This window comes from Phenylobacterium sp. (assembly GCF_030693805.1).
Taxonomy (GTDB): Bacteria; Pseudomonadota; Alphaproteobacteria; order Caulobacterales; family Caulobacteraceae; genus Phenylobacterium.
This window is the reverse complement of sequence record NZ_JAUXZW010000100.1, coordinates 1-10,804: the sequence shown is the minus strand read 5'-3', so window position 1 is coordinate 10,804 and position 10,804 is coordinate 1. Positions and strand designations below refer to the sequence as shown.

Below are 10,804 nucleotides of genomic sequence, written 5' to 3'. Positions count from 1 at the left end.
CAGCTTGTCGGTGGTCTCGGCGGGCACCATAAAGCCCAGCTTGTCGCCTTCCTTGAACTTGAGTTCCGAAGGGTCCTCTACGCGCCCGCGGGAGGCGCGGATCCAGCCGCGGTCGGAGAGGATCACGGTGATCGGCTCGCGCACGATCATCGCCTCAATGGCCGCCTCCGCGTCCACCACGGGCGCGATATCGAAGGTCGAACGGCGCTTGCCGATCGCGGTGTCCGGGCCCAGCACCGCGCGCACCGCGTTGAGGCCGACGCCCACCAGCTTCCACTGGGCGACGTCGGAGGCCAGCAAGGTCAGCAGGCCGTCGCGTTCTTCCGCCAGCTCAGCGTGCTCACGGCGGATCTCCATCTCCTCCAGCCGCGCGAGCTGGCGCAGACGGGTGTTGAGGATGGCGTCGGCCTGGATCTCGGTAAGGTCGAAGGCCGCGATCAGCTTGGCCTTCGGATCCTCCTCGTAGCGGACGATGCGGATCACCTCGTCGAGGTTGAGGTAGGCGATCAGCAGGCCGTCGAGGATGTGCAGCCGCGCCTCGATCTTGCCGAGGCGATGGCGGGCGCGGCGCACCAGCACCTCGCGCCGATGGGCGAGGAAGGCCTTCAGCGCCTGGCGCAGGTTCATCACGCCCGGCGTGCCGCGGGCGTCCAGGACGTTCATGTTGACCGGGAAGCGGGTCTCCAGGTCGGATAGCCGAAACAGGCTCTCCATCAGCACTTCCGGCTCGACGTTGCGGTTCTTGGGCTCGATCACCAGCCGCACGTCCTCGGCCGACTCGTCGCGCACGTCGCCCATAAGTGGCGCCCGCTTGTTCTCGATCAGGCCGGCGAGTTGCTCGACCAGGTCTGCCTTGCGCACCTGATACGGCACCTCGGTGACGACAATCTGATAGGTCCCGCGACCGGTGTCCTCGCGGGTCCAGCGGGCGCGCACCCGCACGCCGCCGCGGCCCGTTTCGTAGGTCTCCAGCATCGAGGCGGCGCTCTCGACGATGACCCCGCCTGTCGGGAAGTCAGGACCGCGGACATGAACCATCAGCTCGGCGGTGGTCGCATCGGGATTGGCCAGCAGCACGTGGCAGGCGTCGATCAGCTCGGCGGCGTTGTGCGGCGGGATCGAGGTGGCCATGCCGACCGCGATGCCGGTGGCGCCATTGGCCAGCAGATTGGGGAAGCCCGCGGGCAGAACGACCGGCTCGCTGTCCTGACCGTCGTAGGTCGGACGGAAATCGACCGCGTCCTCGTCGATGCCGTCCAGCATCAGGATCGCGGCTTCGGTGAGCTTGCACTCGGTGTAGCGCATGGCCGCGGCGTTATCGCCGTCGATGTTGCCGAAATTGCCCTGGCCGTCGACCAGCGGATAACGCTGGGCGAAGTCCTGGGCCATGCGCACCAGGGTGTCGTAGATCGATTGGTCGCCGTGCGGATGGTACTGGCCCATCACCTCGCCGACCACCTTGGCGCACTTGCGCGCGGTGGACTGAGGGTTCAACCGCATCTCGTTCATCGCGTACATGACGCGCCGCTGCACCGGCTTGAAGCCGTCGCGCACGTCGGGCAGCGCGCGGCCGGTGATGGTCGACAGCGCGTAGGCCAGATAGCGCCGCGACAGCGCTTCGCTCAGCGGCTCATCAATGATCCGGTCACCGCCGTCTTCGGGCGGGGGTGGAATGTGCTTGGTCATGGGGCGAATCTCGGGAGGCGATCAGCTCCATCTGTAACGATGAGCAGGCGATGCGTCTTGTTGCGAGATCACGATGCGTGGTCGCAGCCGTGGTTCCACACAAACTGAGGCGCGAAGGGCTCCACCGCGCTATGCCAGCCGATCTCTTGAGCCCCGGCGGAACACGCGATGCATCTCTTCAACCCGGTAGAGCAGGCCGTGTTCATCTGGACGGTCGGCAACGTGCCGGATGGGGTGGCGATCTGCGGCCAGTTCACCACCTCGGTGTTCCAGGCCCGTGAGATGGGCGAGCACGGCTTTCGCACCACCTTCACCGTCGCGGGTAATCCAGCCTTTCAACTCCCGCCAAGCTGCGCGGTCTGTACGATCGCCGGACGGGGTCCAGGGGCTCGAGCGCGGAATGACTTTCGTGCTGTGGACCGATGACGCGGGCTACCTCATCGCCCTGGAGGGAGCCACCTCGGGCGAGAGCATCGCAGGCCTGGACTTCGACAACCTGGACGTCGAACTGCACCCCGCGCCCGAATTCGGTCCGCCGAACTAGAGCCGGCCGGCGTCGGTCAGGCGGTTGACCAGCCACATCCGCGCCGGCGGCAGGGGGCGGTTGAGCGGCGCGAAGACAAAGCTCTCCAGAAAATGGCCCGTCAGCTCCAGGCCAGCGCCGACGTCGCCGACCTCCAGCCGCGACTGAGCTGACAGCATGAACTGCGGAAGGGTCAGCAGGCGCTCGGCGTACGGGGCGCCCGCTTCGCGGCTTACCGCGCGACCCGTACGCGGGCTGACGTAGATCAGGTCGTCTACAGTCCCCGTCGCCGCGCATTTCGACAGGTCCAGGCCAAACCCAAGATCCTGCAGCAAGCCAGCTTCGAAGCGCACGAACACCGCCGGCCACAGCTCCGTCCCGGCCAGCGCCGCGCACAGGGCCTCGAACGCCAGGAATGCGCCCGGATGTGGTTCGCGCTCCGGCAAGGCGCCGTTGGCCACGGCCGCAGCCGCGGCCAGACCGGCCAGGGCCAGCGGGTCGTCGAACAGGGCGGCCGGCCCCTCGCCTATCGCCTCCAAGGTCGCCGATCCCAACTGGTCAGAGACCCGTGCGCGGTAGCGCAGATTGACCCTGGCGCCGGCCTGCAGGACGGGGCGCATCTTGCGCGAGGCGCCGCCGGCGATGTGCGCAGCGTAACGACCGTGGCTGGCGGTCAGCAGATCGGCGATCGCGCCCGTTTCGCCATGTGCCCGCGCCGCCAATACAAAGGCGTCGTCCTCGAACTCCATCGCTAGCCTTCCCCCTTCTCCCTCCAGGGGGAAGGGTGCGCGGCGCTAGGTCTGGGGGTTTGCGTCATCGCGCCCCTCAGACGTCGAAATCCAGGCCGACGTCGCCGTAGAACTCGCGCTTGTCGGCCCAACGGTCGTCGACCTTCACATGCAGGAACAGGTGCACCGGGCGATCCAGCAACTCGGCGAGCTCCTCGCGCGACTTCTGGCCGATCCACTTCAGGGTCTGGCCCTTGTGGCCCAGCACGATGGCGCGCTGGCCCTCGCGTTCCACATAGACCATCTGCTCTATGCGCAACGAGCCGTCTGCGCGCTCCTCGAACGCTGTGGTCTCGACCGCCGCGGCGTAGGGCAGTTCCTCGTGGACCCGCAGGTAGATCTTCTCGCGCGTAATCTCGGCGGCCAGCAGGCGGGCCGGAAGATCCGCGGTCTGGTCGGCGGGATAGAGCCATGGCCCCTCGGGCATCAATTCCGCCAGGCGATGTTTCAGGTCGTCCACGCCGGCGCCGTCGGCCGCCGAGATCATGAACACCTCGGAATAGGCGCCGGAGTCGAACAGGGCCTTGGCGAGCGCCAGCAGCCGCTCGCGCTTCATCCCGTCGATCTTGTTGAGCGCCAGAATGACCTGCGAGCCCGCCGCCTTCAGCCCCTCGACGATGGTCGCAACGTCGGTGGCCGAGCGGCGGTCGGCTGACTTCGCGCCGGGCTCAGCCGCAGCCAGTTCGGCTTGGGCGTCGACCATATGCACCACGGCGTCGGCGTCGGCAGCACCGCCCCAGGCGGAGCGCACCATGGCGCGGTCCAGCCTGCGCCGGGGCGCGAAGATGCCCGGGGTGTCGACCAGCACGATCTGCACGTCGCCCTCGATCGCCACGCCGCGCACCGGAAAGCGCGTCGTCTGCACCTTCTGGGTGACGATCGAGACCTTGGCGCCGACAAGGCGGTTGGTCAGTGTCGACTTGCCGGCGTTGGGGGCGCCGATCACGGCTGCGAAGCCCGCTTTGGTCATTGGGAGCCTTCGCGTTTCAACAACATCGTCATGGCGGCCGCCTTCTCCGCCTCCTGCTTTGATCGCCCCTCGGCCTGCTCGGCCTCGAAGCCTTCGATCGTCACCTGTACGACAAATTGCGGCGCATGGTCTGGTCCTGATCGCCCGACAAGGTCGTAAGCCGGCAGCGGCAGGCCGCGGGCTTGCGCCCATTCCTGAAGCTGGGTCTTCGGGTCCTTGATGGTCGGGGCGTCGAGATCGGCGAACTCCTCCTCCCAGAAGGTAAGGAAGAAGGCTCGGGCCGCCTCCAGGCCCGCGTCGATATAGATGGCCCCGATCAAGGCCTCGCAGGCGTCGCCCAGCACAGAATCCAGCGCCCGGGCGCCGATCTTGGTGGCGCTCGCCGACAGCCTCAAGGCGTCCGGCAAGCCAATCCGCCGCGCGACCCGCGCGCAGGCGTGGAAATTGACCAGCGCCGCCAGCAGCCGCGACATCTGGCCCTCGCGCGCCTTGTCGTCGAGCGCCATCAGCCGTTCGGCGGCCAGCAGGTTGAGCACACGGTCGCCCAGGAACTCAAGCCGCTCGTAGTGACCCACCGCGCGCGCGCCGTCGCCGACGCTGGCGTGGGTCAGGGCGCGCTCCAGCAGTTCGCGGTCGCGGAACGGGACGCCGATGCGGCGCTCCAGCTCCGCCACCGCGGCGGCGCGCGCGTTCATTTGAGCAGTCTGAAGAATCGGCCCGGCCGCGCGTCCATCACCCAGGTCCACGGCTTGAAGATCGAGGCGCTCTGTTTCCACGACAGCAGGATGATCTCGGCCCGCCCCACGAGGTTCTCCGCCGGGACGTAGCCGACACCGATGGCGCTGGGCGCGCGGCTGTCGAGCGAGTTGTCGCGGTTGTCGCCCATGAAGAAATAGTGCCCCTCGGGCACGATGAAGCCGCCGACATTGTCCATCTCGCCGTCCGCGCCATAGTCGTAGGTCACGTAGCGGACGCCTTCGGGCAGGGTCTCGCGGAAGCGTTGCACGTTGCGCACGAAGCCATAGCCGGAATCCACCTCGACCGAGGGCATCACCTCGCGCGGGATCGGCTTGCCGTTCAGGAACACCTCGCCGCCGCGCACGTCGATGCGGTCGCCGGGGAGGCCGATCAGCCGCTTAACGTAGTCGGTGCGCCCGTCCCGCGGCAGCTTGAAGACGATGACGTCGCCACGCTTGGGCGCATGGCCAAACACCCGGCCGCTGAAGATCGGCGGGCTGAACGGTATGGAGTGGTGCGACCAGCCGTAGGCGTACTTCGAGACGATGATGTAGTCGCCTTCCAGCAGGTTGGGCTGCATGGAGGCGGACGGAATGGTGAAGGGCTGGAACAGCAGGACGCGCAGCACCAGCGCGATGGCCAGCGCGTAGACCACGGTCTTGACGACCTCGACGAACTCATGGAGCGCGCCCGCCTTTGCGGGACTTTGCGCGGTCTTGGTCATTCAGCGTCCCGAAAAGCGTCAGTCCGCGCCCGCGGACGCGCTGTAGCTAGACGCTCGCACCGCGCGGAGCAAGACGGCCGCCCCCCGGAACCGCCCTCAGTAGAGCCCGTGCACGAAGCGGCCCCAGCGCGCCTCGGTGACCCAGGTCCATGGCTTGAACAGGGACATGCCGGGTCCCCACGAGCCCAAGACGATCTGCGCCTTGCCGACCAGGTTCTCGGCCGGAACGAAGCCGACCCCGATCGCCGCAGGCAGGCGGCTGTCCTGGGAATTGTCGCGGTTGTCGCCCATGACGAAGTAGTGGCCGGCCGGAACGACGAACACCTCGGTGTCATCCAACTCGCCGCCGGGCCCGAAATCGTTGGTCAGGTAGCTGCGGCCGCCCGGCAGGGTCTCTCGGAAGTGCTCCACGTCAAGGCCTGAGGCGTTGTCGCCGACGCCCTGGATGGCGGTCTCCTCGCGGCGCGGCGCCGGCATGTCGTTGACGTACAACCGGTCGGCCTTCATCTGCACCCGGTCGCCGGGCAGGCCGATGATCCGCTTGATGTAGTCGGTATGACCATCACGCGGCAGCTTGAACACCACGATGTCGCCGCGCTCCGGCGTCCGGTCGAGGATCCGCCCTTTGAAGATCGGCGGGCTGAACGGGATGGAGTGGTGGGACCAGCCGTAGCTGAACTTGCTGACCACCAGATAGTCGCCTTGATACAGGTTGGGCTCCATCGACGCCGACGGGATCGTGAAGGGTTGGAAGACCACGGTCTTCAGCACCACGGCGATCAGCAGGGCGTAGACGACGGTCTTCGCCGCCTCGAAGACCTCGCGAAACGCGCCGGCCTTCTCTGGCTCGGCAGTGGTGGCGCTTTCGCTCATCTTGTCCTCGAAGGGTGGCGGGGAGCCGCTCGAACCTCAGCTATCGCCTAAACATGCTGAACGCTCGTTAACTCGCCGTCATCCGGCACCGCCTCGATGACCACGAAGGCCTGGGCGTAGGGGTGGTCGTCGGTCAGCGTCAGGTGGATGACCGCACGATGCCCGGCCGGGGTGATCGCCGCCAGCCTCGCCGCCGCCCCGCCGGTCAGCGCCATGGTCGGCTGGCCGGAGCGGGCGTTGACCACGCCCATGTCACGCCAGAACACGCCGCGCCGGATGCCAGTGCCCAGCGCCTTGGCGCAAGCCTCCTTGGCCGCAAAGCGCTTGGCGTAGCTGGCCGCCTTGCCGGGCTTGCGTTCGGAGCGCGTGCGCTCGATTTCGGTGAACACCCGGTAGGTGAAACGCTCGCCGAAGCGCGCGAGGCTGGCTTCGATCCGGCGGATGTCCGACAGGTCCGAGCCGATGCCGAGGATCATGCCGCACGCCCTGCCCGCGCCTCGTCCATCAGCGCGCGCATCCGCTGGATGGCCGGACCAAGTCCCGTGAAGATCGCCTCGCCGATCAGGAAGTGGCCGATGTTGAGTTCAGCCACCTCGGGGATCGCGGCGATCGGCTTCACGGTCTCGAAATCGATCCCGTGGCCGGCATGGACCTCCAGGCCCAAAGAAGCGGCCTGGGTCGCCGCCGCGCGCAGGCGTTCGAGGATCTGCGGGGCGTCTGGAGAATGCTCGCGCACCGCCTGGCAATAGGCGCCGGTGTGCAGTTCGACGACCTGGGCGCCCACCGACTTCGCCGCAGCCACCTGCTCGGGATCGGCGTCGATGAAGCAGGAGACGCGGATGCCGGCCTCTGACAGTCGCCTGACCACCGGGGCGATGGTGTTGTGACCGCCGACGACATCCAGACCGCCTTCGGTGGTGACCTCCTCGCGCCGTTCCGGCACCAGGCAGGCGGCGTGCGGGAGGTGGGCGAGCGCGACGCCCTCCATCTCCATGGTCACCGCCATCTCCAGGTTCAGCGGCCGGCCCCGGCGTCGCGTGATCACGGCGAGCGCGTCGATGTCGGCGTCGGAGATGTGGCGGCGGTCCTCGCGCAGGTGCGCGGTGATGCCGTCCGCCCCTGCAGCGACCGCCACCTCGGCCGCGCGCACCGGGTCAGGATAGCCCTCGCCGCGTGCGTTGCGCACCGTGGCCACGTGGTCGATGTTGACCCCGAGCCGCAGCCGGTTCACGCCCGCAGCCTCTTCGAACCCGGCTCTTCGGCCGGCAGGGCGGCGAGTTCCGGCGGCAGGGCGTCGGCGGGATAGGACGGCACGTCGACCGTGGCCAGCGCCACCAGTGGCCAACCGACGTCAGCCCGGCCGCCCGATCGATCGACGATGCAGGCGCAGCACAGCACCACGCCGCCGGCGGCCTGGATCGGCTCCACGGCTTCGCGGAACGATCCGCCGGTGGTGATCACGTCCTCGACCACGACGACCTTGGCGCCGGGCGCGATTTTGAAGGCGCGGCGAAGTTTGAACTGGCCATCCTCCCGCTCGACGTACATCGAGGGCACGCCGAGCCAGCGGGCCGTTTCGTAGCCCGGGATGATCGCACCCACCGCCGGCGCGACGATCAGGTCCGGCTTTCCGAACTCCAGCTCGATCTTCTGAGCCAGTGCGCGGCACAGCCGCTCGGTGCGATCGGCGTGCTGGAAGACCAGGTTCTTCTGCAGGAACATTGGGCTGTGCCGCCCGGACGCTAGGATGAAATGGCCCTCGCGCAGCGCGCCTGCGCCGCGGAATTCGTTCAGCACGTCTTCGGTGTTCATCGCCGCCCTCCAGGTTGTCGGGGAATAGCCGAAAGCACCGGCGCCTGTCATCCGCGCGCGCACTTGCGGCGGCGCCGAGCGCATGCAGGTCGAGGCGTTGACCTCCGAGGAAGCGCAAGGCGCGCGACTAGGCTGCTGCGTCCTCGCCCTTTGCCCGGTCGACAGTCTCGACGCTGGGGTTGGCGCGCAACGCCGCGGCGATATGGGTCAGGTGGCGGGCGTCCTTGACGTCGATGTCGAAATCCACGTCGAAGAAGTCCTGCTGGCGATAGCGCATGCGCAGGTTGACGATGTTGCCGCCGGCGTCGCCGATCACCGTACAGGCCTGGCCCAGCACGCCCGGCGCATTGCGCACCGTGGCGATCAGCCGTGCGCGGGCGATGGTGTTGCGCTCGGCCTCCGGCGTCCACTGCAAGTCTCGCCAGACCTCCTCGTTGTCCTCGAACGTGGCCAGGCGTTCGCAGTCGATGGTGTGCACCGTCAGGCCGCGGCCGTCGGTCTCCAGGATACCGACGATGCGGTCGCCAGGAACGGGATTGCAGCAATCGCCGAAATGCAGCGATACGCCCGGGGTCAGGCCTCCGCCGCGCACATACAGCCGGGCGCTCTTGCCGTCCTCGATGCGGCGCTGGGCGACGGCGGCCTCACGCTCGGCGGCCTTGAGCCCAGGGAAGACGACGTCCAGCACTTGGGTCGGGGTGACGCGTCCGCGGCCGATGGACTCGAACAGCTCGTCTTCGGAGGGCGCAGCGAACCGATCGAGCGCAGGGCGCAGCGACACCTGCGAGCGCGCCTTGCCTGCGCGTTCGAAGGTCTGGTCCACGGTGGCGCGGCCGAGCCGGGTGAACTCTTCCTTCTCAGTCTGGCGGATGTGGCGGCGGATCGCCGAGCGCGCCCGTCCGGTGACGGTGAGCGAGCGCCAGTCCGGCGGCACCACGGGCTTGCCGCCGCGCACGACCTCGACCACGTCGCCGTTCTGCAGCTCCGTGCGCAATGGCTTCAGCTCGCCGTTGATCTTCACGCCGATGCAGGTGTCGCCGACGTCGGTGTGGACGGCGTAGGCGAAGTCGAGCGACATCGCACCACGCGGCAGGCTGACGAGCCGGCCCTTCGGCGTGAACACGAAAACCTGGTCCAGGTACATCTCGAGCTTGGCGTGCTCGACCAACTCCTCGGCGTCGCCGCCGTGCTCCAGTACCTGCACGAGATGACGCAGGTTGATCAGCGGGTCGCGTCCGCCGGCCGCCGCCTGCGCCTCGGCGTCGAAACCGTAGGACTTGTCCTTGTAGCGCCAGTGGGCGGCGACCCCGTCCTCGGCGACGCGGTCCATCGCCTCGGTGCGGATCTGCATCTCGATGCGCATGCCGCGCGGGCCGACCACAGTGGTGTGCAACGATCGATAGTTGTTACGCTTCGGCGTCGAGATGTAGTCCTTGAACCTCTCGGGCACGCTGGGCCAGGCGCGGTGGATCACGCCCAGCGCACGGTAGCAATCGTCCTCGCCATCGACGATCACCCGAAAGGCATAGATGTCGGAAAGCTGAGAGAAACCAATCGTCTTGCGCTGAAGCTTACGCCAGATCGAGAACGCGCCCTTCTCCCGGCCGAACACTCGCGCGGGTATTCCGGCCGCCTCCAGGCGGGTGGAGATTTCCCCCGACACCACGGCCACGGCGCCGCCCTGCGACTGGCGCAGCGCCTCCAGCCGGCGGCTGATCGCGTCGCGCGCCACCGGGTTCAGATGCTCAAACGCGAGCTCCTCGAGCTCGGTGCAGATGCGGTGACAGCCGATCGATCTGGCCAGCGGGGCGTAGATGTCGAGCGTCTCGCGCGCGATGCGCTCGCGCTTCGCCGGGCTCGGGATGTGCTGCAGCGTGCGCATGTTGTGCAGCCGGTCGGCGAGCTTGACCATCAGCACGCGCACGTCGCGCGAGATCGCCAGGATGAACTTGCGCAGGTTCTCGGCCTGACGCGTGTGCTCCGCAGTCAGCTGCAGCTTGGAGAGCTTGGTGACGCCCTCGACCAGCTCCGCCACCTCGTCGCCGAACAGAGTCTCGATCTGCTCGCGGGTGACCGGCGTGTCCTCGATCACGTCGTGCAGCAAGGCGGTGACGATGGAGGCGGTGTCGAGCCGGTAGTCGGTGAGGATGCCCGCCACCTCGATGGGGTGGGCGAAGTAGGGATCGCCGGACGCCCGCTTTTGGGCGCCATGCATGCGCATCGCATAGACGTAGGCGCGGTTCAGCAGCGCCTCGTCGGCGGTGGGGTCGTAGGAGCGGACCTTCTCGATCAGCTCATATTGGCGAAGCAGCCTGGGCTTGCGTGACTTTGCAGGCGCAAGCGGAGGCGGCGGGGCTAGAACGCGAGGGCCCGCCTCGACGGAAAGAGGGTCTGCGCCTTCGGGGCTCAGTACCGCTCCTCCTGACCGCCGTCGCGGTCGCTCTGCAGCGCGCGGACCAGTTCCAGCTCGCTCATCTGCATGTGCGTGGGATCGGCCAGCAGGGCCAGGGTTTCGGCTTCTTCCTCGGCTTCCGAGCGCTCGTCGACGCGCTGCAGGGTCCCGATCAGGCTCTCGCGCAGTTCCTCGGCGTCGACCACGTCGTCGGCGATCTCGCGCAGCGACACAACGGGGTTCTTGTCGTTGTCACGGTCGACCAGCAACTGCGCCCCGGCGGAGATGGCGCGCGCAC

Annotated in this window: 13 protein-coding genes; 2 read left to right on the top strand and 11 right to left on the bottom strand. The window is 68.0% G+C overall.

Annotation, left to right across the window (positions count from 1 at the left end; genetic code table 11):
• On the bottom strand, positions 1-1,686 hold a 1,686-nt coding region (gene parC, locus Q8M88_RS04415), incomplete at its 3' end, for a DNA topoisomerase IV subunit A (RefSeq protein ID WP_305595035.1).
• Between the two features lie 168 nt (positions 1,687-1,854).
• Between parC and Q8M88_RS04410 the strand changes: the two genes are divergently transcribed.
• Positions 1,855-2,112, top strand: a complete 258-nt coding sequence (locus tag Q8M88_RS04410; RefSeq protein WP_305595034.1) for a hypothetical protein — start codon at positions 1,855-1,857, stop codon at positions 2,110-2,112.
• A complete protein-coding gene (locus Q8M88_RS04405; RefSeq protein WP_305595033.1) occupies positions 2,087-2,230 on the top strand; it encodes a hypothetical protein in 144 nt (47 codons plus the stop codon). The genes Q8M88_RS04410 and Q8M88_RS04405 overlap by 26 nt, the downstream gene beginning before the upstream one ends.
• On the opposite strand, the gene recO is transcribed toward Q8M88_RS04405, so the two are convergent.
• From recO to Q8M88_RS04355, 10 genes are all read right to left on the bottom strand, one after another.
• Entirely contained in the window at positions 2,227-2,958 is a 732-nt protein-coding gene (gene recO, locus Q8M88_RS04400) for a DNA repair protein RecO (protein ID WP_305595032.1), read from the bottom strand. The two genes, Q8M88_RS04405 and recO, sit on opposite strands and share 4 nt — an antisense overlap.
• 76 nt (positions 2,959-3,034) lie before the next feature.
• Positions 3,035-3,967, bottom strand: coding sequence for a GTPase Era (gene era, locus Q8M88_RS04395; RefSeq protein WP_305595031.1), 933 nt, complete (start codon positions 3,965-3,967; stop codon positions 3,035-3,037).
• Positions 3,964-4,662 (bottom strand): ribonuclease III, encoded by a 699-nt coding sequence (gene rnc, locus Q8M88_RS04390; RefSeq protein WP_305595030.1) that lies wholly within the window; start codon positions 4,660-4,662, stop codon positions 3,964-3,966. The genes era and rnc overlap by 4 nt, the downstream gene beginning before the upstream one ends.
• Complete coding sequence (gene lepB, locus Q8M88_RS04385) at positions 4,659-5,429, bottom strand: signal peptidase I (protein WP_305595029.1); 771 nt, start codon at positions 5,427-5,429, stop codon at positions 4,659-4,661. Before lepB (Q8M88_RS04385) ends, rnc begins: the two co-directional genes overlap by 4 nt.
• A 96-nt stretch (positions 5,430-5,525) precedes the next feature.
• Positions 5,526-6,302 (bottom strand): signal peptidase I, encoded by a 777-nt coding sequence (lepB, locus tag Q8M88_RS04380; RefSeq protein WP_305595028.1) that lies wholly within the window; start codon positions 6,300-6,302, stop codon positions 5,526-5,528.
• Between the two features lie 47 nt (positions 6,303-6,349).
• Positions 6,350-6,778, bottom strand: coding sequence for a holo-ACP synthase (gene acpS / locus Q8M88_RS04375; RefSeq protein WP_305595027.1), 429 nt, complete (start codon positions 6,776-6,778; stop codon positions 6,350-6,352).
• Positions 6,775-7,533, bottom strand: coding sequence for a pyridoxine 5'-phosphate synthase (locus Q8M88_RS04370; protein WP_305595026.1), 759 nt, complete (start codon positions 7,531-7,533; stop codon positions 6,775-6,777). Before Q8M88_RS04370 ends, acpS begins: the two co-directional genes overlap by 4 nt.
• Complete coding sequence (gene pyrE / locus Q8M88_RS04365) at positions 7,530-8,114, bottom strand: orotate phosphoribosyltransferase (RefSeq protein ID WP_305595025.1); 585 nt, start codon at positions 8,112-8,114, stop codon at positions 7,530-7,532. Before pyrE ends, Q8M88_RS04370 begins: the two co-directional genes overlap by 4 nt.
• 127 nt (positions 8,115-8,241) lie before the next feature.
• Entirely contained in the window at positions 8,242-10,425 is a 2,184-nt protein-coding gene (locus Q8M88_RS04360) for a bifunctional (p)ppGpp synthetase/guanosine-3',5'-bis(diphosphate) 3'-pyrophosphohydrolase (RefSeq protein WP_305595036.1), read from the bottom strand.
• A gap of 95 nt (positions 10,426-10,520) precedes the next feature.
• A partial coding sequence (locus Q8M88_RS04355; RefSeq protein ID WP_305595024.1) for a DNA-directed RNA polymerase subunit omega occupies positions 10,521-10,804 on the bottom strand: 284 nt, incomplete at its 5' end.

Bases quoted from the DNA above. Each gene is read 5' to 3' on its own strand.
- Q8M88_RS04410 (WP_305595034.1), top strand. From the start codon at position 1,855: ATGCATCTCTTCAACCCGGTAGAGCAGGCCGTGTTCATCTGGACGGTC.
- Q8M88_RS04405 (WP_305595033.1), top strand. From the start codon at position 2,087: ATGACTTTCGTGCTGTGGACCGATGACGCGGGCTACCTCATCGCCCTG.
- recO (WP_305595032.1), bottom strand. From the start codon at position 2,958: ATGGAGTTCGAGGACGACGCCTTTGTATTGGCGGCGCGGGCACATGGC.
- era (WP_305595031.1), bottom strand. From the start codon at position 3,967: ATGACCAAAGCGGGCTTCGCAGCCGTGATCGGCGCCCCCAACGCCGGC.
- rnc (WP_305595030.1), bottom strand. From the start codon at position 4,662: ATGAACGCGCGCGCCGCCGCGGTGGCGGAGCTGGAGCGCCGCATCGGC.
- lepB (WP_305595029.1), bottom strand. From the start codon at position 5,429: ATGACCAAGACCGCGCAAAGTCCCGCAAAGGCGGGCGCGCTCCATGAG.
- lepB (WP_305595028.1), bottom strand. From the start codon at position 6,302: ATGAGCGAAAGCGCCACCACTGCCGAGCCAGAGAAGGCCGGCGCGTTT.
- acpS (WP_305595027.1), bottom strand. From the start codon at position 6,778: ATGATCCTCGGCATCGGCTCGGACCTGTCGGACATCCGCCGGATCGAA.
- pyrE (WP_305595025.1), bottom strand. From the start codon at position 8,114: ATGAACACCGAAGACGTGCTGAACGAATTCCGCGGCGCAGGCGCGCTG.